Below are 23,814 nucleotides of genomic sequence, written 5' to 3'. Positions count from 1 at the left end.
CTCTCCTGGAGAAGGGGGCCGGGCGCCGTTCCCTGCGCTGGAGCCCCTACGTCTGCGAACGGGGCGCGGTGGGAGCCCGGGTGCTCACGGACCCTCCCGTGAGCACAGGCTCCCCGCACCCCGTTCCGCACTCATGTCGCCGCGATTACGGCTTGCTCTGAACCTTGATCTTGCCGCTGGTGATCCCCGACTTCGCGGTCTTCAGCGCCTTCTGGATCTCCTCGTCGCCGGAGAACTTCGGGTTCGAGCTCGCGAGGCCGACCTCCCCCGACTTCAGGTCACCGGTGACGACACCCGTCTCGGGCTTGCCATCCTGGACCGACTTGGCCAGGTTGTACACGGCCTCCGACACGTTCTTCGTCGCCGAAGTCAGAATGCTGGCCTTGTACTTGGCCAGGGCCTTCTGCGCGTACTGGTCGGAGTCGACGCCGATCGCCCAGACCTTCTTGGCGGCGGCGGCCTGGATGACGCCCTGCCCGGACAGGCCCGCCGCGTGGTAGACCACGTCGGCGCCCTTCTCGATCTGCGCGGACGCGGCGGTCTTGCCCTTGTCGGGGCTGGAGAAGCCGCCCTCGTCGGCGGTCTCGGTCAAGTACTGCTTGACGACCTTGACCTTCGGGTTCGTGTCCTTCACGCCCTGGACGAAGCCGGCCTCGAACTTGTGGATGAGCGGTACGTCGACGCCGCCGACGAAGCCGACGGTGTCGGTCTTGGTGGCCTTGGCGGCGGCGACACCGGCGAGGTAGGAGGCCTCCTGCTCGCTGAAGACGAGGTCGGCGACGTTCTTCGCCTGGACCGTGGCGTCGTCGACGATGCCGAAGGTGGTCTTCGGGTACTTCGCGGCGGCGGCCTTCACGGCGGGGGCGTAGGCGTAACCGATGCCGACGACGGGGTTGTAGCCCGCCTTGGCGAGGGAGACCAGGCGCGCGGTCTTGTCCGCGTCGGTCTCGCCGTCGGTCGGCTCCTGGTCCTCGCCCTTGTAGCCGAACTCCTTCTTGGCCTTGACCATGCCCGCGTACGCGGCGTCGTTGAACGACTGGTCGCCGCGGCCACCGACGTCGTAGGAGATGGCGATGCCCGTGGCCTTGCCACCGTTCTTGTCCTTGGCGGCCTCGCTGGACGTGCCGCCGCAGGCGGTGAGCGAGGTGGCGAGGGCGACGGTCGCAGTGCCTGCGAGCGCGATGCGGGAAACCCGGCGCATGGAATGAGCTCCTAGAGGTACAGAGGTACGTACGAGCACCGACGACGGACCGGACGGCGCTGGCTTCGCCGCAGATTAACGCGCGTAGAACGCGCGTTGAAGACCCTCATGGAGACCGTTATCGGTCCGTACTGCAACCGCGCCCCGGCTTCGTCGTGGAAGCCGGGGCGCGGCGGGTGTGTGCGGGGTGGTGCGTTGGGGTGCGGTGGGGTGCCGTGCGTTGTGGTGCGTTGCGGTGCGGGCTACGGCTTGGTCGCGACCTTCACCTTGCCGTCGATGATGTCCTGCTTGGCCTTCTCCACCGCGTCGGCCAGGCCCGGGACCTCCTTGTACTCCGGGTTGGTGTCGGTGATGCCGACGCCACCCGCCTTGAGGTCGAACCGGGTCACACCGGACAGCGGCTTCTTGTCGTGCACGGACTTGGCGAGTTCGTAGACGGCGCGGCCGACGTCCTTCGTGGCGGACGTCAGGATGTAGTCCTTGTACTTGGCCAGCGGCTTCTGCTCGTACTGGTCGGAGTCGACGCCGATCGCGAACTTCTTCTTCGCGGCGGCGGCCTCGATCACGCCCTGACCGGACAGGCCGGCCGCGTGGTAGATGACGTCGGCGCCCTTCTCCAGCTGGGCGGCGGCGGCCGTCTTGCCCTTGTCGGGGCTGGAGAAGCCACCCTCCTGGGCGGTCTCCGTGAGGTACTGCGTGAGCACCTTGACCTTCGGGTTCGTGTCCTTCACGCCCTGGACGAAGCCGGCCTCGAACTTGTGGATGAGCGGTACGTCGACGCCGCCCACGTATCCGACGATGTCGCTCTTGGTGGCCTTGGCGGCGGCGACACCGGCGAGGTACGAGCCCTGCTCCTCGCTGAAGACCAGGTCGGCGACGTTCTTCGCCTGGATCGTGGAGTCGTCGATGATGCCGAAGGTGGTCTTCGGGTACTTCGCGGCGGCGGCCTTCACGGCGGGGGCGTACGCGAAGCCGACGCCGACGACCGGGTTGTAGCCCTTCTTGGCGAGCGAGCTGAGCCGCGCGATCTTGTCGGCGTCGCTCTCGCCGTCGCTGGGCTCCTGGTCGTCGCTCTTGTATCCGAACTCCTTGTCGGCCTTGACCATGCCCGAGTACGCGGCGTCGTTGAAGGACTGGTCGCCGCGCCCGCCGACGTCGTAGGAGATGGCGAGCCCGAGGTTCTTGTCCTTGGCGTCGTCGCCCGCCTTGTCCGCGCTGGTGCCGCCGCAGGCGGTGGCGGCGAGAGCGAGGCCGATGACGGCGACGGAGATGTGGGTGAGCCGGGACGTACGAGATGGACGCATGGTGAGGTGCTCCTTCGTCAACACGCCGTGCAGGGCGCTGAGTTCGGCGGAGCGTAACGCGCGTAGCGTGGCGGGGTAATCGGTTGGGCGGCGCCGTTATGCATTTGTGCCGGTGGCCCGTTACGTACTGGTTAACCGTCCCCCGCCCACGGGGCTCCGCGCCTCAATCGCCGGCGGGGCTTGAGAGATCGGGGCGTGCCGCCCTGACCCCCGCGCCTCAAACGTCGGCGGGTCTTGGGAGATCGGCCCACTACCTGCAATCCCCGCGCGGCTTCACAAGATCGGGGCTCCGCCCCGGACCCCGCTGCTCAAACGCCGCAGGGGCTGAAAGTGCCCACCCGCAGGCACTGGCCCGACGGGGTGCCGCCACCGCCTTGGGTAACGCCCACCCCGGCTCCCCACCCGCCGCGGTCGACCTCACCCGCCTTGGGCAATCTGCCGCCTGGGGCGGCAGGGTGGGCAAGGCGGCGCCCCGGTGCAGGCTGCACCTGACGAGGGCGCCGACCGCGGCACAGGACCAGAACCCCGGTGCAGGCCGCACCACACCTCACGCGGAGTCGAGCAGCGCCGCCGCCGTGAAGAGTTCCACGCCGACCTCGATCGCCGATTCGTCCACGTCGAAGTCGCCCTGGTGGAGGTCACGGGATCCCCGCTCGCCCGGGGGCTTCACGCCGAGTCGGGCCATCGCGCCGGGGACGTGCTCCAGGTACCAGGAGAAGTCCTCGCCGCCCAGGCTCTGTTGGGTGTCCTCGACGGAGTCGGGCCCCCGACGGGACGTCATCGCGTCACGCAACAGGTCCGTGACCACCGGATCGTTGACCACCGGGGGGACTCCGCGGATGTAGTTGACGACCGGCTTCGCGCGGTACAGGTCCGCGATTTCCTGGATCGCACCGTGGACGAGGTCCGGCGCCGCGCGCCACGCGTCCAGGTCCAGGCAACGCACCGTGCCGGACAGCTCGGCATGCTGCGGAATCACGTTGCACGCATGACCCGTCTCAAGCCGCCCCCACGTGACGGCAAGGCCCGAGCGCGCGTCGACGCGGCGAGCGACCAGCGCCGGCACCTCCGTGGCGACCTTGGCCGCGGCGGTGACCAGGTCCGTGGTCAGGTGCGGGCGCGCGGTGTGGCCGCCGGGGCCGTCGAGGGTGACCTCCAGGCGGTCGCAGGCCGAGGTGATGGGGCCGGGCCTGATGCCGATCCGGCCCGCGTCGACCTTCGGGTCGCAGTGCACGCCGATGATGCTGCGTACGCCGTCAAGGACCCCGCACTCGATCGCGTCCGGCGCGCCGCCGGGAAGCACCTCTTCGGCAGGCTGGAACAGCAGCCTTACGGGGTGCGGAAGTTGACCCTTGCGGTGCAGGTCCGCGAGGACGAGCCCCGCCCCGAGCACGACCGTCGTGTGCACATCGTGACCGCAGGCGTGCGCCCGGTCCGGCACCGTCGACCGGTACGCGCAGTCCGTCTTCGTATCCGGGATCGGCAGCGCGTCGATGTCCGCACGCAGCGCGAGCATCCCGCGCGGCCCGTCCGCCGCACCCCACTCACCGGTCTCGGTGCCGATGTCACAGATGAGCCCGGTCCCCATGCCGAGCAGGCGCGGCGCGAGACCGGCCTTCTCGAGGCGGGTCTTGAGCGCCGCGGTGGTGCGGAACTCCTGATTGCCCAGCTCGGGGTGCATGTGCATGTCTCGCCGGAACGCGACGAGTTCGGCGCGGAGCGCCTCGGGCAGCGCACCCGGAAGTGCGGTGCCCGGCACGGATTCCCCGGGCTTGTCGGCCTCTGACTCACGGGACTTCAACTGGTTCACCCTCTGAAGGGTAGGGCGATGCAGGTGCCAACTAACCCGCGATCAACAAAAGTTCAGCCGGATTGGGGTAAGAAATATGGTCGCGATGCGCATGTGGATCGCACAGGGAGGGTATGACGTCTCTTTTCGACCTGCGCCTCGACCTGCACCCCAGCCTGCGCCTCAGCCCCCGACGACGGCCTCATCGATGGCCCCGCCACCGACCCTCCTGCGTACCACTCGTGCGACACACGTCACAACGAACGCAAGCGCCACGAGCAACGCGCTCACCCCCGGCACGCCCCGGTACCCGAGCCCGCCCCCGATCGCGAGCCCGCCGGCCCACGGCCCGAGCGCCGCGCCGACGTTGAGCGCGGCCGTCGCGAGGCCGCCCGCGAGGGTGGGCGCGCCGGACGCCGCGTAGAGGGCCTGGGCGATGAGGGTGGAGCCGACCGCGAAGGACAGGGCGCCCTGGACGAACGCGAGGACGAGGGTCGCCGCGACGTTGCCCGCGGCGAACGCGAACACGACCCAGCCGAGCAGGAGCGCCGCCCCGCCGAGCCCCAGGACCCGCGTCGGATACGTGTCCGAGAGCCGGCCCGCCGCGCTGACCCCGGCGAACGAGCCGAGGCCGAAGAGCGCGAGCAGCGCCGGGACCCGGTCCTCACCGATCCCGGTGACCTCCGTGGCGACGGGCGCCAGGTACGTGAACGTACAGAACGTGGCGGCGTTGACCAGCGCGCCGAGCAGCAGCACCGTGAGCAGCCGCGGACCGCGCAGCGCCCGCGCCTCCGCCCGCACGTCGCCGCGCGCGCCCGGCCCCGACTCCGCCGGCACCGACCGCAGCACGGCGATCATCGCGGGTACGCAGATCAGCGCGACGGCCCAGAACGCGGCCCGCCAGCCGAGGAGCTGGCCGAGCAGCGCCCCGCCGGGCACGCCCGCGACGCAGGCCAGGGTGGTGCCGCCGAGCAGGATCGACGTGGCGCGGCCCTTGGCGTCGGGCGCGACCATGCTCACCGCCGTGGCGAGGGCGACCGCGAGGAACCCTGCGTTGACGAGCGCCGCGACGACACGCGTGCCGAGCAGTACGGGGAAGCTGCTGGTCAGCGCGCCGACGACATGCACGAGCGCGAAGACCAGGAGGAAGCCGAAGAGGGCCGGGCGGCGTGGCCACCGCACGGCGAGGACGGCCGTGAGCGGCGCCCCGACGATCATGCCGATCGCGAAGGCGGACGTGAGCGCACCGGCGGCGGGGATGGAGACGCCCAGGTCATGGGCGATGTCGGGGCCGAGCCCCGAGAGCATGAACTCGGATGTTCCCTGCGCGAAGACAGCGAGGGCGAGCAGGTGGAGAGCGAAAGGCACGACGGACTCCGGGACCGTGGAGATGGAGGTGTGGTCGCGGTTCCGGCAGGCGTACGAGGACGGTGGCGATGGCGTACGTGTGCGTCAGCGGGATGTGCGTCAGCGGAGGCCCGGTCCAGTAGGGACGGGCCTCAACGATGCGCGGAAGAAGGCCACCGGACGGCTGCCGGTGGCCGGAGTCTGTCGGACTCGGGGCTGGTCACAGGGGTGAGCGTACGGCCTGCGCCGGGAGCGAGGCCAGCGGAATTCACACCGCCCGCACCACACCCCGCGCCGACCCCGCGATCCCCGCCAGGAACCCCTGCGCGTGATCGGAGACGCCCTGCCGCAGCCACGCCGGGTCGATCTCGCACACCGCCACCTTCACCCCCGTACCCGCGAGGGCGATCGGCAGGGTGTGCACGACGGTCGAGGGGAAGCTGAGGATCGTACGGCCGATGGGGCCGCGCCGGGCGATCAGCTCCAGGGGGAGGTCGGGGCGGACGATCTCCAGGCCGGTCTCGGCGGCGAGGCGGTGGAGCTTGTCGGCGCTCTCGCGGCGGTGGGCGAAGTAGCGGGTGGCGCCGTGCGCGCGGGTCAGTTCGCGGACCGCGCCGAGGTACTGCTCCAGGTCGACGACTCCCGTCTCCACCAGGGAGGTTCCGACCATGTCGGCGCCGCGCGTGATCCGGGGCGGGCCGAAGCGGGCGCGGGTCCAGGCGTAGTCGTTGGAGGTCACGGTGACGCCGTCGGGGACCTCGGCCACCGGCATCGACGTGAACACGGACACGGAGTCGCGGCGCGCGTGCCCGGTGAGCCTGCGGCGTGCGGCGGCCGCGACGGGACCGAAGACGAGGTCGCGCGGGCCCACCCTGCCGCCGCGCCGGTGCCAGCGCACGAGCCGCTCGCCGCGCACCAGTTGGGCGACGAACTCCATGGTGGCGGTGCCGTCGTCGACGACGACGAGCTCGCGGGCACGAGTGATCGTGAGCAGCAGCTGTACGTAGCGGGAGAACGGGTCGCCGAGGACTATCCGGTCGGCCCTGCGCAGCGACGGGGCGAGCCCGCCGATCGTCTGGAAGGGTGCGGCCGCGCCGCCGCGGGCCTCCTCCCAGCGCACCGTGTGTCCTTCGGTGCGGGCGAGTTCGGCCATGCGGCGCAGCTGGCCGCGGGTCATCGGGTCGGTGGGCGAGAGCACCACGACGGTCCCGGTGACCTCTTGGTGGTGTGCCCACTCCAGGACGTTGAGGAGCTGTACCGGGCTCTCGACGAAGCACAACGTACTGCCGGACATGCGGGCCCTCCCGAGGGCGCCGGGGCGGCCGGGCGCGGTCAACGCCGCGCCCGGCCGCCCACGAGTCGATCCGTTGACCGTCAGACGCCCACCGGCTCGCCGGCGGCGACGGCGATCTCCGCGTCGGCGACGACGCCCGGCACGCGGCGCAGCTTCTTCATCGGGCCGAGCTCGGACTCGTAGACCTTCTTGACGCCGTCACCGAGGGACTCCTCGATGGTGCGGATGTCGCGCACGAGGCGTGTGAGGCCCCCCGGCTCCACGGAGGCGGCCTGGTCGGAGCCCCACATGGCGCGGTCGAGGGTGATGTGGCGCTCGACGAAGGCGGCGCCGAGGGCGACGGCGGCGAGCGTCGTCTGGAGGCCGGTCTCGTGGCCGGAGTAGCCGATCGGGACGTTCGGGTACTCGGCCTGGAGGGTGTTGATGACGCGGAGGTTGAGCTCCTCGGCCTGCGCCGGGTACGTCGACGTGGCGTGGCACATGAGGATGTTGTCCGAGCCGAGGACCTCGACCGCGTGGCGGATCTGCTTCGGCGTCGACATGCCGGTGGAGAGGATCACCGTGCGGCCCGTCGCGCGCAGGGCGCGGAGCAGCTCGTCGTCCGTGAGGGAGGCGGAGGCCACCTTGTGGGCGGGGACGTCGAACTTCTCAAGGAAGGCGACGGCCTCGGTGTCCCACGGGGAGGCGAACCAGTCGATGCCGCGCTTCTTGCAGTACTCGTCGATCGCCCGGTACTCGTCCTCGCCGAACTCGACGCGGTGCCGGTAGTCGATGTACGTCATCCGGCCCCAGGGGGTGTCCCGCTCGATGTCCCACTGGTCGCGCGGCGTGCAGATCTCGGGGGTGCGCTTCTGGAACTTGACGGCGTCGCAGCCGGCTTCGGCGGCGGCGTCGATCAGCCGGAACGCGTTCTCCAGGTCACCGTTGTGGTTGATGCCGATCTCGCCGGTGATGTAGACGGGGCGGCCGGGGCCGGCCTCGCGCGAACCGAAGCTGCGGATACGGGAGTCGGATGCGTGGGAAAGACGCGCGTTGGACATGGTTCTGGCGTTCCTTACTTGTTGAGGGAATCGAGAGAAGGGCCGAGGATCCAGCTGGCGATCTCTCGGATCGCGCCTTCGCCTCCGGGGACGGTGGTGACGGCGCGTGCGGCGCCGCGCACGACGTCATGGGCACTGGCGACCGCCACGGGCCAGCCCGCGAGGGCGAAGCACGGGAGGTCGTTGACGTCGTTGCCGACGTAGAGCACGCGCTCGGGCGCGATGCCCTGCTCCTCGCACCACTGCTTGAGTGCGAGGTCCTTGCGGTCGATGCCGTGCAGGACCGGGATCTTGAGCTTCCTGGCCCGGGCGGCGACGACCGGGTTCACTTCCGTGGACAGGATGAGCAGTTCGAGACCGCTCCTGCGGAGGGCCGCGATGCCGAGGCCGTCACCGCGGTGCACGGTGACGAACTCCCGTCCTTCGGAGTCGATCAGCACCTTGTCGTCGGTCTGGGTGCCGTCGAAGTCGAGGACGACCGCGTCGACGTCTTCCCTGGAGGGGAGGACGGACTGCTGGTCGAAGAGGGGGGCCAGCGCGCGGGCGCGCGCGAGGTCGTGCGGGTCGTCGATCTCCAGCACGCGCGCGGGGTCGGTGCGCACCAGTTCGGTGCGGCCGAAGAAGCGGTGCGCGTGGCGGCGGAACCCGTTGGTCTCCATGCCGTAGACGGCGCCGGTCTCCAGGAGGTCCTGGGGCCGGTCCTGGCGCATCTGGCGCTGCGACTTGTCGTGGTTGACGCCGTAGCCGCCGCCGGTCGCGGTCTTCCGGTCGGCGAGGACGGCGACACCGCCCTCAACGGCCTTGCTGTGTACGGAGGTCGATTGCGGTTCATCCGCCTCGTCCCGCCATACGAAGCCGTGGAACGCCGCGACGGTCAACGCGCTGTCCGCGCCGCCGTCGAGGATCGCGCCGACCACCGCGTCGATGTCCTCCCGTACGAGGAAGGGGCTGGTGCACTGGACGAGCAGCACCACGTCGACGGCCGCGCCGTGCAGCGCCTCGTGCGCGTCCATGGCGTGCAGCACGGCGGCCTCGGAGCTGGACTTGTCGCCGGCGATGGCGGTGGGCCGGGTCACGACCTCGGCGCCCGCGTCCCGCGCGGCGGCGGCGATGGCGGCGTCGTCGGTGGAGACCACGACGTCGGTGACCTGCCGGGTGGCGAGGCACTCGCGCACGGCGCGGGCCACCAGGGGCGTGCCGCCGACCGGGGCCAGGTTCTTCGCCGGTACGCCCTTGGAGCCGCCGCGGGCGGGGATCACGGCGAGGACGCGTCGTACGGGGGCGGCGAGGCCCGCCTCCGGGGCGGCCTGGACCGTCTCAAGGTCGGTCATGTGCGCTTCTCCTTCAGGGAGTTGGTCGTTCCTCAGAGGCGGGTCCTGATGCGGGGTCACAGCTCCCCCATCCGCCGGATCACGGGGGCGACGCGCTGCACCCCGTGCCGGTAGGCGCCACGGGCGGCCCGGCGCACGACCTGTCGCACAGGGCCCGGCGCCCGGTCGGCGGCGGGCGCGCCGGGCAGCGGGCTGCCGTCGGGTGCGAGGTGGTGGCGGGCGAGGATGCGCGGCAGATAGCCGGGCGCGGTGGTGCGGCTGTAGTACGGAGTGAGAGCGGGCCGGTCGGCGTCGAGCAGTTCGGCGACCCGGGCCCGCGCGCCGTCGAAGGCGCTTTCGTACGTGCCGTCGGCCGCGACGCCCTGCCGGGCGAGCCAGCCGGGGTCCGGCTCGGGCCGCGCTCCCGCGTCCAACTGGTCCCAGGACACGAGGCAGTTGGAGCCGGTGAAGTGGTGGTTGCCGAGGGCCTCGCGCACGCCCAGGTCGGTGAGCAGCGCGGTCGGGATGCGCCGGTGCAGCGATTCGAGGGCGGCGGTGGAGCTGACCGTGACGAGCAGGTCCGTACGGTCGAGGACCTCGCCCATGTTTCCGTACACGAGCCGGAAGTTGGCCGGCAGTTCGCGGCGCTGCGCGAGCTTCTGGTAGGGGATCTCCTCGATGTGCGTGGTGTGTTCGCCGGGCTTGCTGCGCAGCTTGAGCAGCACCTCGCGGTCGGGGTGCGACTCGGCGTGCCGGACGAGGCGGCCCAGCAGATAGTCGCGGTCGGCCGCGGTGTCCGGCACGGACGGCTGCGCCGCGAAGGTCACCGTGTACGGGGCGGCGCCGCCGGTGTACGGCTCGCCGCCGAGGAACGGCAGCGCGCACTCGGTCACCGCGGAGGCGTCCGCGCCCACTCCCTCGTACACGGCGCGGAACCGGTCCGCGTCGTAGCCCGAGTTGGCGAGCACCACGTCGGCGCCGTGCCGCAGGAGGAGGCCGTCGGCGAGCTTCTCGTAGACGACGCCGACATAGCCGGTGACGACGACGGGGCGGCGCGCCGCTCCCCGCCAGGCGTGGGCGAGGCCGTGCAGGACGGCCTGGACTCCCCCGCCGACGAGGGCGAGCAGCACGACGTCGTATCCGCGGGACTCGCGGTCGCCGGATGCTGCCGACTCCATCTCGCGCAGGAATTCGACGGCCGTGACCTCGCGCAGGCTGTCGGCGCGGACGCCGATCTCGCGGAGCTGGCGCGGGGTCGGGGTGGCCCGGCCGCGCAGCAGATAGCCGTCGAGGGCGACACTGTCGGGGGCGATGCGGGAGGCGGTGAGCGACCCCCATTTCCACCGGGTGTCGGAGTCCGCGAGCACGGCGACCCTGAGCTGCTTTCGGTTCCTTACTGGCACGATGGAAAACCTAGGAAGCAATTCCGAGCCGCGGCCCAACCAGAATGCAACAAAGGGTTAACAGCACACCGACGAATGGCGAATCGGCCCCGGAAATGGCCCCCGCCAGGGCCGGTTCACGGTCCCGCCACGCTTCGTTCACCTGACATCAAGCCACCGGTCAAGACGAATGCCGGGCCGCGCCCTAACGTCACCGTCGTGGTCAAGCTCTCCGTCATCGTGCCGTTCTACAACGTGCAGCAATACGCGCCCGACACCCTCAGAAGTCTGCGAGCGAACGCACGCGACGACTTCGAATTCATTCTCGTCGACGACTGCTCCAAGGACGAGACTCCGGACATTCTCGCGCGCGCCGAGCGCGAGCTGCCCGGCGCGGTCGTCGTGCGACACGAACGGAACGGAGGACTCGCGACCGCCCGCAACACAGGACTCGACAGGGCCCGCGGCGAATATCTCGCCTTCCTTGACGGCGACGACTGGCTCGCGCCCGGGTACTACGCGCAGCTGCTGGCCGCCATAGAGGGCCTCGGCTGCGACTTCGTGCGCACGGATCACGTCCAGTGCACGGCGCGGGCCCGCTCGGTGCACCGCTTCCCGCACGGTCTGCGCGACGTCGTCATGGACCCGCGCGCGGCGATCCTGCCCGCCGACCGCTCGACCGGCGTCGACTACGCGTACGCGTGGGCCGGCATGTACCACCGGCGGCTCGCCGACGAGGGGCTGCTGCACTTCACGGACGGGCTGCGCACGGCGGAGGACCGGCCGTGGATCTGGCGGCTGCACCGCGAGGCGAAATCCTTTGCGGCGGTCTCCACTTTGGGCGTTTTCTATCGCCGTGGCGTCTCGTCGTCGCTCACTCAGATCGGTGACGTACGGCAGCTCGATTTCATCCGGGCATTCGACCAGGTCGTCCGGGAAACAGCCCAGGACCGGGATGCCGAGCTGCTTCTCCCGAAGGCCGTGCGTACGTACTGCGCCATCATTTCCCACCACTTGGGATCCATCGAAAGGTTCGAACCTCCCGTGGCCCGCACATTGAAGTCGCTCAGCGCGGCCGCGCTCAAGCGCATGCCGCAGCGGGTGCTCGACGACGCGCTCGACTCGATGGACACCCAGCGGGCCACCCGCCTGCGCCGGCTCCGCCGCCGCCCGGTCAGCGCGGAGGTCACGGCATGACGACCCGCATCCTGCTGGCCTCGACCCTGTACGGCGCCGCGACGCTCGCCGCGGCCCTCGACGCGGACCGGTTCGCCCCGGCGGACCGCACGCTGCTGCTGATCGCCAACAACGCGGCGACGCCCGAGACCACTCCCGCCGTCGACGAGATGCCCGGCTTCGAGCAATTGCGGGGCCGCTTCGACGGCGTCCTGTCGTGGAACGAGGCGATCTCCCCCTTCCACCCCGGCAGTTGGTCGCCGCGCACCGACGACATCCCGCTGTGGGAACGCTACTTGCGGCTCCTTTGGGGCCTCGGCGACGACAACGTCGAGCTGGCCGTGGAGTCCATCCAGGTCAGCCCCGCGATGGCGGTCGCGCAGATCTTCGCGGGCACTCCGGTCGACGTGTACGCGGACGGCCTGATGAGCTACGGACCGACCCGCAACAAGATCGACCCGCTGATCGGCACGCGCGTGCGCCGCCTGCTCCACCTGGACCTGGTGCCGGGCCTGAAGCCGCTGCTGCTCACGGAGTTCGACGTCGAGCCCGAGGTCGTACCGACCGAGGTCTTCCTCAAGGTCCTCGCCGAGCTGTGCGACGCGACCGGCGAACTGCCCCGCCTCCCCGGCGAACCGGCCCTCCTGCTCGGCCAGTACCTCTCCGCCCTGGGCATCCTCACGGCCGACGAGGAGGAGGACCTGCACGTCCGGATGATGCGCGGCGCCGCCCAACTCGGCCACAAGCACGTGGTGTTCAAGCCGCACCCCACCGCCCCGGCCCGCTTCTCGCGCACGCTGGAGAAGGAGGCGGAACGCCTCGGCGTCGAACTGACCGTCCTGGAGACGCCCGTCCTCGCCGAGGTCCTCTACCAGCGGATGCGCCCGGTCCTCGTCGTCGGCTGCTTCTCCACGGCACTGCTCACCGCGAGCGCCCTGTACGGCATCCCGGTGGCGCGCATCGGCACGTCGACGCTCCTGGACCGCCTCACGCCGTACCAGAACAGCAACCGGGTGCCGGTCACCATCGTCGACGCGCTGCTGCCCGACCTGTCCGACCGCACGGCGGTGGAGGCGCAGGAACAGCCGCTGCCGGTTGGCGAGTTGGACGAGCTGCTGCGCGCGGTGGGCTACGCCATGCAGGCCAAGATCTACCCGGATCTGCGCCGCCCCGCCGAGCGCTATCTCGCCACCCGCCTCGACGACCGCACCTGGCGCTACTTCAAGCGGCGCCGACTGACCTCCCTCGCCCTGCCCGGCGCGCTCCCGGCCCAGTTCGCCTTCATCCCGCGCAACGCGACGGTGCGCAGGGTCGCGAAGCGCGCCCGCTCCCTGAAGCGGGCGGCCCTCGGATGACGGCTCCCGGCACGACGCTGCCCCCGCTCCCCGCGCCCCAGACGGAGCCGCAGGCGAAGGCCGTGCTCACGCGCCCCGCGTCCCGCCTGTACGCCCTGGACGGGCTGCGGCTGATCGCCGCGCTGATGGTGGCGGCGTACCACTACGGAGGCAGGGACGGCGAGATCTCGCAGGCCTGGGGAACGTCGCCGAGCAGCCAATTCCCGTCCCTGCACGGCTGGTTCGCGTACGGCTGCCTGGGCGTGCAGATCTTCTTCGTGATCAGCGGCTTCGTGATCTGCATGAGCGGCTGGGGCAGACCCCTGCGCTCCTTCTTCGCCTCGCGCGCCGCCCGCCTCCTCCCCTCGTACTGGGTGGCGATCGTCCTGGTGACGGCCGTCTTCGCGCTGCCGGTCGTGGTCTACGAGGCGGTGTCGCCCAGCGACGCGCTCGTGAACCTGACGATGCTGCAACAACCCCTGGGCGTGGACCGGGTGTTGGGCGTGTGCTGGACGCTCTGGGCGGAGCTGCGCTTCTACGCCCTGTTCGCGCTCTGCGTCGTGCTGCCGGGCGCGACCCGGCACCGGGTGGTGCTGTTCTGCGCGGTGTGGACGCTGGCGGCGGTGCTCGCGGAGGGCTCCGGCCCGGATGCGGCGCTGGCGAATCTCGTCCTGATGCCGGAGTACGCGCCGTTCTTCATCGGCGGCATCGGCCTGTACCTGGTCCACCGCGACCGGCGCGACGTCACGGCGTGGGGCATCGTCGCGGTGAGCTGGCTGATCGGTCAGCACTTCGCGGTCGACCGGACCTGGCACGCGCCGAACCCGGACTTCTTCTCGTACCGCTCGTCGTTCGGGATCGTCGTGGTGGTCACGCTCGGCTTCGCGGCGGTGGCGGCGATCGCCGTCGGCTGGACGCGCTGGGCGAACTGGCGCTGGCTGACGGTCGCCGGCGCCCTCACGTACCCCTTCTACCTGGTCCACGAGCACCTGGGCTGGGTGGCGATCGCGGCCCTGCACCGACGCGTGGGCCTGCCCGCGTCGGTCACCTTCGCGGCGACGATCGCGCTGATGCTGACGCTCGCCTGGCTGCTGAACCGGTACGTCGAGGAGTGGGCGACGCCGCTGCTGCGCAGGTCGCTCAACCGGCGTCCTGGGGCGGGGACCGGGATGGGGACGGGGGCCGGGACGGGGACGGCTCAGCGCACCCCGTAGCGCGCCTCGATCCCCGCGACGATCAGCCGCAGCCCCTCCTCGAACCGCTCGTCGTACGCCGCGAAGAGCTGACCGCCCGCGGCGGCGGCGAGCGGGTAGTCGGCCAGCTTCCGCGCCCGCTCCTCCACGTCGACGACCGCGGGCCCCTCGCCGGACGACGCCCGCATGCCCTGCTCCTCCGTGACGAAGCCGAGCGTGTACATGTACGCGGTGGTGCCGGCCCAGGCCGCCTGGTCGGGGGTGAACCCGGCGCCGATGAGGAGGCGCAGGTTCGCCTCCAGCTCGGGGCCGTGGTCGGTGCCGGTGAACCGTGATCCGCTGAAGACCTTCGCGCCGTCGCGGTAGCGCAGAAGGGTCGCGCGCAACTGCCGGTTGCCCTCGATGAGCCACTCCTGCCAGCTGCCGGAGGGCTCGTACCGGACCTCTGCGCCGGGCTGCGCGCCGGCCTCGGCACCGGTCTGCGCCCCGGCCTGCGTCATGCGCCGGAACATGACGGTCGCCATCTCGTCGAGCAGCGCCTGCTTGTTCTTGAAGTGCCAGTACAGGGCGGGCGCCTGCACGTTCAGCTCCTTGGCGATGGCACGCAGCGTCAGCCCTTCGAGCCCCACGTCGTTCAGCAGGTCGAGGGCGGTGTCGGCGACGTGCGCCTTGTCGAGCTTCGGCCTGTCGGCCTTCGGCTTGTCCGCCTTGGCCTTCTTCACGTCTTTCGGGTTCTTCTGCTCAGCCACGCTTGACAGTTTAACGCCGTTAAGCCCATGCTCGGAGTCGGGCCGGTTTAACGGTGTTAAGGAGAGGGTGGCGGCGATGTCGAAGGACACGGTGACGAGCACGGAGACAGCCACGGAGACGACGGACGTCCTGATCGTGGGTGCGGGCCCGACAGGGTTGGCGCTGGCGACGGATCTGGCGCGGCGCGGGACGCGGGCGCTGCTGGTCGAGCGGTCGGACGGGCTGTTCCCCGGCTCGCGAGGCAAGGGCCTCCAGCCGCGTACGCAGGAGGTGCTGTACGACCTCGGGGTCCTCGGGGAGATCCACGCGGCGGGCTCGGAGTATCCGCGGATGCGGATCTGGGAGGGCGCCGAGCCGGGCGACGAGTGGGACATGATGCAGCGCTCCGAGCAGACGGAGGGGGTGCCGTTCGCCAACGCGTGGCTGATACCGCAGGCCCGCACGCAGGCGATTCTGTACGCGCGGCTGCGGGAGCTGGGCGGCGGCGTCCGCTTCGGTGCCGCGCTGACCGGCCTGACGCAGGACGCGGACGGGGTGACGGCGACGTTCGGGGACGGCTCGGCGGTGCGTGCGCGGTACGCGGTGGCGGCGGACGGCGGCCGCTCCACGGTCCGGGGGCTGCTGGGTGTCGGCATGACCGGCGAGACGGTCGACCCGAAGCCGATGCTGGTGGCGGACGTGCGTGTCACGGACGACGCCCCGATCCCGGACACGCACTGGCACGTGTGGCCGAAGGCACCGGAGGGCGGGGTGGCGTTCTGCCCGCTGCCGATGACCGAGGACAAGGGCCGCGTCTACCAACTGGCGGCGCAGTACGCGGACGAGTCGGCGGTCCCCTACACCTCACCGGAAGCGGTGGCCAAGCTCCTCGCGACGCGCACGGCACTCTCCGAGGAGCACATCGCCGAGGTGCTCTGGGCCTCCGACTTCCGGGCGCGGGCGGCGCTCGCGGACCGCTTCCGGGTGGGCCGGGTCTTCCTCGCGGGCGACGCGGCGCACGTCCACTCCCCGGCCGGCGGCCAGGGCCTGAACACGAGCGTGCAGGACGCGTACAACCTGGGCTGGAAGCTGGCGGCAGTACTGTCTGGGGCGCCGGCCCGACTCCTGGACACGTACGAGGAGGAGCGGATACCGGTGGCGGAGGGCATCCTCGGCATCAGCACCCGCATCCACCGGGCGGGCGCCGCGGACAGGCGCACGCAGCGCGGCGACGAGGTGCAGCAACTGGGCATCGGCTACCGGGAGTCGACGCTGACCCGGGAGACCCGCCCGGGGCTCGCGGACGACGCGCTGCGAGCGGGCGACCGGGCACCGGACGGCCGGCGCGGCGGGGTGCGGCTATTCGACGCTTTCCGGGGCCCGCACTGGACGCTCCTGACGGTGGCCACGGACGCGGAACTCCCGCCGCTGAAGAGCAACTTGAGCGACTTGAGCGACTTGATACACACAACCCGCATCCCGGCATACGAGGCGTACGGCAGGGGCGTGTTCCTGATCCGCCCGGACGGCTACGTGGCATGGGCCGGAGAGACGACGGAAGGGCTGGACCAGTACCTGGCGGAGACCGGGGTGAGGTGACCGGGGTGACCGGCCGGTCACCGCATCGGCACTACACGCTGGCCAGCGACAGCTTCACCGCGAAGCCGAGGAACAGCACACCGGCCGCCGAGGTCGCGCCCGCGGAGAGGCGCCTGCGGCGACGGAAGGCGGCGGACAGCTTCATGCCGCTGAAGATCAGCGCCGACAGGTAGAGCACGCTGGCCGCCTGCGCGAAGGCGCCGAGGACCACGAAGGAGAGGGCGGGGTACGCGTAGGACGGGTCGACGAACTGCACGAAGAAGGCGATGAAGAACAGGATCGCCTTGGGGTTGAGCAGGCTGATCACGAAGGCGCGGCGGAAGGGCCGCTCCTGCGCGGGCGTCTCCTCGGCGGCGCCGCTCTCGGCCGCGAGCCGCTCCTTGCGGGTGCGCCACATGCTCCACGCGGCGCGCATCATGCCGATCGCGAGCCAGGTCAGATAGCCGGCGCCGGCGTACTTCACGATCCCGAAGATCACGGAGTTGGCCTGGAGCAGGGAGGCGACTCCGGCGGCGGAGAGTGTCATCAGGACGGTGTCCCCGCACCACACGCCCGCGGCGGCCTTGTAGCCGGTGCGTATGCCGCGGCGGGCGCCGACGGAGAGCACATACAGCGAGTTCGGCCCCGGCAGAAGAATGATGAGGGCGAGGCCCGCGAGATAGGTCGGAAGATCGATGACACCCAGCATGCCGGGAGTGTCGCACGGCCGTCCGCGGGGCCGCTCCCGAATTCCGGATACCGGACACCGATCAAGCCCCGCAGGGGGCACCTCCCAGCGTTAGCTGGGGGAGATTGAGGCGCGGGGTCCGGGGCAGAGCCCCGTGAGCCCGGCCCCGGTGCCGCCGCCCGAACCTCGCGGCGCGGAAACGCCCCGGCCCAGCCGAGACCCCGGGAACCGTCAGAACACGTCCGACGGGACGTACGCACCCCAGATCCCGCGGAGTGCGTCACACACCTCACCGACCGTCGCGCGGGCGCGCAACGCGTCCTTCATCGGGTAGAGGACGTTGTCCTCACCCTCGGCCGCCTTCTTCAGCGCGGCGAGCGCCGCATCGACCGCCCCCTGATCCCGCTCGGCCCGCAGCTTCGCGAGCCGCTCCGCCTGCTGCGCCTCGATGGCCGGGTCGACGCGGAGCGGCTCGTAGGGCTCCTCCTCGTCGAGCTGGTAGCGGTTGACGCCGACCACGACGCGCTCACCGGAGTCGGTCTCCTGGGCGATGCTGTAGGCGGAGCGCTCGATCTCGCTCTTCTGGAAGCCGCGCTCGATCGCGTTGACCGCGCCGCCCATCTCCTCGACCCTGTCCATGAGTTCGAGGGCGGCGGCCTCCACGTCGTCCGTCATGCTCTCGACGACGTACGAGCCGGCGAACGGGTCGACCGTCGCCGTCACGTCCGTCTCGTACGCGAGGACCTGCTGCGTACGCAGGGCCAGGCGCGCGGACTTGTCGGTGGGGAGCGCGATCGCCTCGTCGAAGGAGTTCGTGTGCAGCGACTGCGTGCCGCCGAGGACCGCGCCGAGCCCCTGGACCGCGACGCGCACCAGGTTCACCTCGGGCTGCTGGGCGGTGAGCTGCACGCCGGCCGTCTGCGTGTGGAAGCGGAGCATCAGCGACTTGGGGTTCTTGGCGCCGAACTCCTCCTTCATCACCTTCGCCCAAATCCTGCGCGCCGCACGGAACTTGGCGACCTCCTCCAGGATCGTCGTACGGGCGACGAAGAAGAACGACAGGCGCGGGGCGAAGTCGTCGACGTCCATGCCGGCGGCGACGGCCGTGCGGACGTACTCGATGCCGTCGGCGAGCGTGAAGGCGATCTCCTGCGCGGGAGAGGCGCCCGCCTCGGCCATGTGGTAGCCGGAGATCGAGATGGTGTTCCACTTCGGGATCTCGGCCTTGCAGTACTTGAAGATGTCGGCGATGAGCCGCAGCGAGGGCTTCGGCGGGAAGATATAGGTGCCGCGGGCGATGTACTCCTTGAGCACGTCGTTCTGGATGGTGCCGGTGAGCTTGTCGGCCGGCACCCCCTGCTCCTCGCCCACGAGTTGGTACATCAGGAGCAGCAGCGCGGCCGGGGCGTTGATCGTCATCGACGTGGAGACCTTCTCCAGCGGGATGCCGCCGAACAGGACACGCATGTCGTCGATGGAGTCGATCGCGACACCCACCTTGCCGACCTCGCCTGAGGCGATCGGGGCGTCGCTGTCGTGGCCCATCTGGGTCGGCAGGTCGAAGGCGACGGAGAGGCCCATCGTGCCGTTCGCGATGAGCTGCTTGTAGCGGGCGTTGGACTCGGTGGCCGTGCCGAACCCGGCGTACTGGCGCATCGTCCACGGGCGGCCCGTGTACATCGACGGGTACACACCGCGCGTGAAGGGGTACGCGCCCGGTTCGCCCAGCTTCCGATCCGGGTCCCAGCCCTCCAGGGCCGACGGTCCGTAGACCGGCTCGATGGGCAGTCCGGACTCGGATTCGCGCGCCATGGTTGTGCCTCCAGCGATGACTTGCAGATGCTTGCCGATTGGTGCTGTTTACTTGCGCTGATTACTTACCAGTAGTGAACGACCCTCGCGACGGACTGTAGCGGCGGGCGTGCGGGCAGTGGAGAGCCCCGCGCTGGGACCTTGCTCACAGACTTTCCCGTGTTTGCCCCGCGTCATCACATCGGGCGTCACCCTGAGTTCGGAGCCGTTCCGGCGCGGGCAGCATCCGTCGTGACAAGAGTGAACGGCGCGGCAGGCGGGGGGACGTCATGCGGACAGCTGTCCTACGTTCATCGATCGCGGTCACCGGGGTGCTCGCCCTGGTCGGCGGGTGCAAGGCCCAGGCGGTGGGGGGCGGCGGGCGCGCCGCACCGCCACTGACGTCCCAGCCGTCCGCCCCCGACTCGACCCGGCTGCCCACCGACGATTCGTCCCGGCTGCCCACGGACGACGCGTCCCGGCCGCCCTCCGACGACGCCAAGCCCACCGGGTCCGCAAAGCCCGCGCCGGCCGCCGCCAAGGTCCTCTTCTCCCCCGGTGACAGCTCCAAGGACGTACGGGAGCTACAGGCGCGGCTGCGTCAGGTGGACTGGCTCTTCAACGGGCCCACGGGCACGTACGACGACACGACCACCGACGCGGTCAAGGGATTCCAGGGCAAGCGCGGGCTGCCGCGCACGGGTGAGACGGACACCGTGACCTGGCAGCGCCTGCTGAAGATGACGCACGAGCCGGGCAAGTGGGAGCTGTACCAGTTCGGCGGCCAGACTCCCGCGGAGCCGGACCCGCGCTGCATGAAGGGGCGGGTGGTGTGCATCAGCAAGACCAACCGCACGCTGGCGTGGATGGTGGACGGCAAGCGTCGGATGACGACGGAGGTGCGGTTCGGATCCGAGTACACGCCGACCCGCGAGGGCGTCTTCCCCGTGTACTTCAAGTCCCGGCACCACGTCTCGACGCTCTACGACTCCCCCATGCCGTACGCGATGTTCTTCAGCGGCGGCCAGGCGGTCCACTACTCGGAGGACTTCGCGGCGCACGGATACGCGGGGGCCTCGCACGGCTGCGTGAACGTCAAGGACGAGAAGAAGATCGCGCAGCTGTTCGCGCAGGTGAGGAACGGCGACAAGGTCGTCGTCTACTGGTGAGGCCCCGCAGACATCCGCAGGTGACGTGTTGAGTGGCGCGGGTGGGACCGGGGGAACGTGTCCCACCCGCGCCAGTGGCACTGAGCACCAGGTACGGGGGGAACCCGGGCTCGTGCGCGGCCGATGACCAGTCGGCTCACTCATTACTGCGCCGGGCCGTCCAGAAACGTCACACCTGGAGCGCAACCTTTTTGACCCGTTACGTTTCCGCAGGTCACGGAGTCGGGCTCAGGCTCGGACTCGCGCTGCCACTGGGACTCGGGCCGGAGCTCACGCTGGGACTCGGGCTCGCGCCGCCGTCCGGGTCGCCGTCCTCGTCCTCGTTGTCGCCGCCGCGCTCGCCGCCACCCTTGCCGCCCGGCCGACCGTTGCCGTCGTCCGAGGCGCTCTGGCTTCCCGAGTCGCTCTTGTTGTCCGTGTGCTGCGAGGCGGTCCTGTCGGCCGGCGCGGTGGGGGCTCCGGCGCGGGCCAGGACGCGGTCGCAGAAGCGGTCGAGGCTGCGCGTGTCCTGTCCGAGGGCCTTCGCGGACGCCTCCAGGCGCCGCACGTCCACGGAGCCGGACTCCCCGCCCCGGTACTTGCGACAGGTGTCGACGAGCTTGCGCGCCTGGGCCCTCGCCCCGTCGGGGCCGGTCGCGTTCGGCCCGGGGCCCCGGCCCTGGGGCGGGCGCCCCTCGCGCGGCTCGCCCGCGCCGTGGCGGTGGGACGGGGAGCCGGAGGCGGACCCACTGCCGGAGGTGCCAGGCGGCTTCGTCGGACTCGGCACCGCGTGGCCGTCCTCGGTGACCCCCGCGGAGGACGAGGCGAGCGGCCGATCGGGGCTCGCGGCGGCGGACACGGACGAGGCCGGCGCCGGATCGTCCGACTCGCGGAACGGCGAGGGCAGCACCCCCGTCCCGGCGGCGACCGCGACTCCGCCGACCATGCACACGGCGAACGCGGCGACGGCTCCGAACCGCGCGGGGCGCCCCCAGAACGAACGCTGCCCGGACGTCTTCGGGGCGGACCGGGTGGACCGCCGGGCGCGGCCCGCGCGTGCGGGGCTGTTCACGGCGCCGTTCACAGCACCGTTCACAGCCGCGACGGCACGCGTCTCACGGAACGCCTTCAACGCGGCGTCCTCGCCCGGGAGTTCACCTTCGGGTCCGGCCGGCACCTCGGCCAGCGCATACAGCGCGGCGGTCAGTCGGTCGGCCCGCAGGGCGTCGTCTCCGGATACGGCCGGGGCCTCTCCGCGCAGCAGGCGGTCCGCCGCGTCGCGGTTAAGCCACTTGTCGTGCTCGTCGGCCATCACATGTCCTTCTGCGTCCGCGAACGCGAATGCGTCACACCTGCGGACGTCGCCGTACGGGTGCGGTCGCGCCGTGGAGTCGGTACCGCTTCGAGGGAATCGGCGGAGTTCCCGGCCGCGGTGGGTTCGGCGGCGCCGAGCAGTTCGGCGAGCCGCTTCAGGCCCCGGTGCGCGGCGGTGCGGACCGCGCCGGGCCGTTTACCGAGGGTCTGCGCGGCGCTCTTCGCGTCGAGTCCGACGACGACGCGCAGCACGACGGCCTCGGCCTGGTCCTGCGGAAGCTTGGAGATGAGCGCCATGGTGTCGCCGGTGGCCAGGGACTCCATGGCCTCGTCGGCGGTGTCGGAGAGGGCGGGTCTGCCGGTGAGCTCGGACTCGTCGCCGCCGATGGCGGGCCGGCGTCCCCGCATGCGTATGTGATCGAGCGCGCGGTTGCGGGCGATCCGGGCGGCCCAGCCGCGGAACCGGTCGGCATCGCCCTCGAAGCGGTCGAGGTCGCGGGCTATCTGGAGCCAGGCCTCCGACGCGACGTCCTCCGCGTCCGGGTCGCCGACGAGCGTGCGTATGTATCCGAGCAGCCGTGGGTGCACGGTGCGGTACACGGTCCGGAACGCGGCCTCGCTCCCGTCCCGCGCCGCAAGCACCGCGGCGGTCAGCTCCGCGTCGTCCCCCAGCACTCCCTGCCCCTGCCCTGCTCTGGCCGTGAAGCCGTGTGCGCCGTGGATACGGGCGCGCGCGCCCGGCGCGAACCAGAACGCTACGGCCTGAAACGTCCTCGCGTCCATGTTCGTACAACTTGCAACCAACGGGGTCTCAGGGCGGTGTGACAGAAAACGCACCGGCGGCGCTGAGATAAGTACGGGCCGCTCGCGACCCGTAACGCGCGGCGGCCGGGGTCTCTCCTGTGGGGGGTGGCGACCTCGGCCGTCCCGCATTTCCGGTCCCGTTCGCCGTGCGGTCCTACCTGCCCCTCCCCCGCGGGGAGTTGGCCGCGGCCCGCACCGGCCACCCCGCCCACCGCAGGCCCGGGCGCCAGTCGTCGCGCCTGCGGGGCGCCGCGCCGAGCGCCCCCGCGTCGCGGGCCTCGCGGTACGCGGCGAGCGCCCGCCGCTCGCCGTCCACACCCGGGTCACCGCCCCGCACGGCGTCGCCGAGCAGCGCGCCGACCGAGGACCGGTCGGCGGCGCGGCCCGCACCGTCGGGTTCGCCGCCGGGTTCGACCGGCGGTGAGGAATTCGCAGTCATCTCGCCTCCCCCAGCGTGCGCGCCCCGCGATCCGTCACACCGGACGCCCTCCCGCCCCGCCGTCTCCGAACTGCCGGGCGAGCCGCTTCAACCCCCGGTACGCCGCCGTGCGCACGGCCCCGGGCCGCTTGCCGAGGACGCGGGCGGCGGCGGGCGCGTCGAGCCCGACGACGACTCGCAGCAGCACGGCCTCACGCTGATCGCGCGGCAGCAGATCGAGCAGCGCGAGCGCACTCTCCGTGGAGAGGGCCTCAAGGGCTTGCTCCGCGGTGTCGTGCCCACCGGGCAGTTCCAGCACGTCCTGCTCCAGGACGGACTGCCTCGGCCGCACCTTCTGCCGCCGCATCAGATCGAGAGCACGGTGCCGCGCGATGGTCGCGGTCCACCCCCGGAACCCGGCCCCGTCCCCACGGAACCGCCCCAGATCCCGGGCTATCTCCAGCCACGCGTCGGAGGCGACGTCCTCCGCCTCGTCGCCCACGAGCCCGCGCAGATACCCGAGCAGCCCCGGCTGTACGAGCCGGTAGGCGACGGCGAAGGCGGCCTCGTCCCCCTCCTGGGCCCGCGCGACGGCCGCGCCCAGCTCCCCGTCGTGCGCCTGCGCACGACGGGGTTCCCCTCCCTGGCCCAAGCGCTTCCCTCTTCGCACGTCTCCACAGAAGGCGGACGCACCCGCGCCCACCACCCCTTGACGGGATCAGCGCCACCCTCCACAGAAACGTCACAGGCGACCCGACGGCCCCACGGCCCGACGCCCCGACGCCCCGACGCCCCGAACCGCTCCCCTACCGAACCCCACACAGTGACCTGTGCCACAACCGCACAACCCGTGACGCTTTTCGACTGTCGTTCGCTGGATAGAGCGTCTACCCGCGTGTCACGCGGGGTCCATGTGAACTTCATCAAGGGGTGGGGCAATTGAGCCCGCGACATTCGCGAGAAGACGCGGCCGG

At 71.3% G+C, this 23,814-nt stretch carries 19 protein-coding genes and 1 pseudogene; 5 read left to right on the top strand and 15 right to left on the bottom strand.

The window, feature by feature from the left end:
- Positions 1 to 145 precede the first annotated feature (145 nt).
- From OG746_RS09440 to OG746_RS09405, 8 genes are all read right to left on the bottom strand, one after another.
- Positions 146 to 1,201 (bottom strand): BMP family lipoprotein, encoded by a 1,056-nt coding sequence (locus OG746_RS09440; protein ID WP_266713376.1) that lies wholly within the window; start codon positions 1,199 to 1,201, stop codon positions 146 to 148.
- Between the two features lie 242 nt (positions 1,202 to 1,443).
- Positions 1,444 to 2,505 carry a BMP family lipoprotein gene (locus tag OG746_RS09435; RefSeq protein WP_266713374.1) on the bottom strand — a complete coding sequence of 354 codons (1,062 nt, stop codon included), beginning with the start codon at positions 2,503 to 2,505 and terminating at the stop codon, positions 1,444 to 1,446.
- A gap of 547 nt (positions 2,506 to 3,052) precedes the next feature.
- Positions 3,053 to 4,315, bottom strand: coding sequence for an amidohydrolase (locus tag OG746_RS09430; protein ID WP_266713372.1), 1,263 nt, complete (start codon positions 4,313 to 4,315; stop codon positions 3,053 to 3,055).
- A 162-nt stretch (positions 4,316 to 4,477) separates the two neighbouring features.
- Positions 4,478 to 5,662 (bottom strand): Cmx/CmrA family chloramphenicol efflux MFS transporter, encoded by a 1,185-nt coding sequence (locus OG746_RS09425; RefSeq protein ID WP_266713370.1) that lies wholly within the window; start codon positions 5,660 to 5,662, stop codon positions 4,478 to 4,480.
- A 247-nt stretch (positions 5,663 to 5,909) separates the two neighbouring features.
- Positions 5,910 to 6,935, bottom strand: coding sequence for a hypothetical protein (locus OG746_RS09420; protein ID WP_266713368.1), 1,026 nt, complete (start codon positions 6,933 to 6,935; stop codon positions 5,910 to 5,912).
- Positions 6,936 to 7,015: 80 nt separating this feature from the next.
- The gene (locus OG746_RS09415; protein WP_266713366.1) at positions 7,016 to 7,975 is read right to left on the bottom strand and encodes an N-acetylneuraminate synthase family protein; all 960 of its coding nucleotides are present in this window, start codon (positions 7,973 to 7,975) and stop codon (positions 7,016 to 7,018) included.
- 14 nt (positions 7,976 to 7,989) lie between these two features.
- Positions 7,990 to 9,306 (bottom strand): N-acylneuraminate cytidylyltransferase, encoded by a 1,317-nt coding sequence (locus OG746_RS09410; protein ID WP_266713364.1) that lies wholly within the window; start codon positions 9,304 to 9,306, stop codon positions 7,990 to 7,992.
- A gap of 56 nt (positions 9,307 to 9,362) precedes the next feature.
- Positions 9,363 to 10,688 carry a DUF6716 putative glycosyltransferase gene (locus OG746_RS09405; protein WP_266713362.1) on the bottom strand — a complete coding sequence of 442 codons (1,326 nt, stop codon included), beginning with the start codon at positions 10,686 to 10,688 and terminating at the stop codon, positions 9,363 to 9,365.
- Positions 10,689 to 10,886: 198 nt separating this feature from the next.
- Here OG746_RS09405 and OG746_RS09400 point away from each other — a divergent pair, with 198 nt between their 5' ends.
- From OG746_RS09400 to OG746_RS09390, 3 genes are read left to right on the top strand one after another with little or no spacing between them, the layout of a single operon-like run.
- Positions 10,887 to 11,864 (top strand): glycosyltransferase family 2 protein, encoded by a 978-nt coding sequence (locus OG746_RS09400; protein WP_266713360.1) that lies wholly within the window; start codon positions 10,887 to 10,889, stop codon positions 11,862 to 11,864.
- Positions 11,861 to 13,198, top strand: coding sequence for a polysialyltransferase family glycosyltransferase (locus tag OG746_RS09395; RefSeq protein ID WP_266713358.1), 1,338 nt, complete (start codon positions 11,861 to 11,863; stop codon positions 13,196 to 13,198). The genes OG746_RS09400 and OG746_RS09395 overlap by 4 nt, the downstream gene beginning before the upstream one ends.
- Positions 13,195 to 14,391, top strand: a complete 1,197-nt coding sequence (locus OG746_RS09390; RefSeq protein ID WP_266713356.1) for an acyltransferase family protein — start codon at positions 13,195 to 13,197, stop codon at positions 14,389 to 14,391. Before OG746_RS09395 ends, OG746_RS09390 begins: the two co-directional genes overlap by 4 nt.
- Here the strand turns inward: OG746_RS09390 and OG746_RS09385 are convergent.
- Positions 14,376 to 15,092, bottom strand: coding sequence for a TetR/AcrR family transcriptional regulator C-terminal domain-containing protein (locus OG746_RS09385; protein WP_266718811.1), 717 nt, complete (start codon positions 15,090 to 15,092; stop codon positions 14,376 to 14,378). The genes OG746_RS09390 and OG746_RS09385 overlap by 16 nt on opposite strands.
- A 103-nt stretch (positions 15,093 to 15,195) precedes the next feature.
- Between OG746_RS09385 and OG746_RS09380 the strand changes: the two genes are divergently transcribed.
- On the top strand, positions 15,196 to 16,698 hold the full coding sequence (locus OG746_RS09380; RefSeq protein ID WP_266713354.1) for an FAD-dependent monooxygenase: 1,503 nt from the start codon (positions 15,196 to 15,198) through the stop codon (positions 16,696 to 16,698).
- Between the two features lie 31 nt (positions 16,699 to 16,729).
- Here the strand turns inward: OG746_RS09380 and leuE are convergent, their stop codons facing one another.
- Together leuE and OG746_RS09370 are read right to left on the bottom strand one after the other, a co-directional pair.
- Positions 16,730 to 17,386 (bottom strand): leucine efflux protein LeuE, encoded by a 657-nt coding sequence (leuE, locus tag OG746_RS09375; RefSeq protein WP_266713352.1) that lies wholly within the window; start codon positions 17,384 to 17,386, stop codon positions 16,730 to 16,732.
- A 210-nt stretch (positions 17,387 to 17,596) separates the two neighbouring features.
- The gene (locus OG746_RS09370) at positions 17,597 to 19,177 is read right to left on the bottom strand and encodes an acyl-CoA mutase large subunit family protein (protein ID WP_266713350.1); all 1,581 of its coding nucleotides are present in this window, start codon (positions 19,175 to 19,177) and stop codon (positions 17,597 to 17,599) included.
- 269 nt (positions 19,178 to 19,446) lie between these two features.
- Here OG746_RS09370 and OG746_RS09365 point away from each other — a divergent pair, with 269 nt between their 5' ends.
- The gene (locus OG746_RS09365) at positions 19,447 to 20,325 is read left to right on the top strand and encodes a L,D-transpeptidase family protein (RefSeq protein WP_266713348.1); all 879 of its coding nucleotides are present in this window, start codon (positions 19,447 to 19,449) and stop codon (positions 20,323 to 20,325) included.
- Between the two features lie 214 nt (positions 20,326 to 20,539).
- Here the strand turns inward: OG746_RS09365 and OG746_RS09360 are convergent, their stop codons facing one another.
- The 4 genes and pseudogenes from OG746_RS09360 to OG746_RS09345 form a co-directional block, all read right to left on the bottom strand.
- Entirely contained in the window at positions 20,540 to 21,616 is a 1,077-nt protein-coding gene (locus tag OG746_RS09360) for a hypothetical protein (protein ID WP_266713346.1), read from the bottom strand.
- Positions 21,616 to 22,293, bottom strand: a complete 678-nt coding sequence (locus OG746_RS09355) for an RNA polymerase sigma factor (RefSeq protein WP_266718809.1) — start codon at positions 22,291 to 22,293, stop codon at positions 21,616 to 21,618. Before OG746_RS09355 ends, OG746_RS09360 begins: the two co-directional genes overlap by 1 nt.
- Before the next feature lie 283 nt (positions 22,294 to 22,576).
- On the bottom strand, positions 22,577 to 22,861 hold the full coding sequence (locus tag OG746_RS09350; RefSeq protein ID WP_266713344.1) for a hypothetical protein: 285 nt from the start codon (positions 22,859 to 22,861) through the stop codon (positions 22,577 to 22,579).
- Positions 22,858 to 23,492 (bottom strand): annotated as a pseudogene (locus OG746_RS09345) (RNA polymerase sigma factor). The gene OG746_RS09350 and the pseudogene OG746_RS09345 overlap by 4 nt, the downstream one beginning before the upstream one ends.
- Between the last annotated feature and the right edge of the window lie 322 nt (positions 23,493 to 23,814).

Source organism: Streptomyces sp. NBC_01016 (assembly GCF_026341035.1).
In the GTDB taxonomy this organism is placed as follows: domain Bacteria; phylum Actinomycetota; class Actinomycetes; order Streptomycetales; family Streptomycetaceae; genus Streptomyces.
Note: the sequence above shows the minus strand (reverse complement) of the source record. Positions and strands in the feature narration are given on the sequence as shown.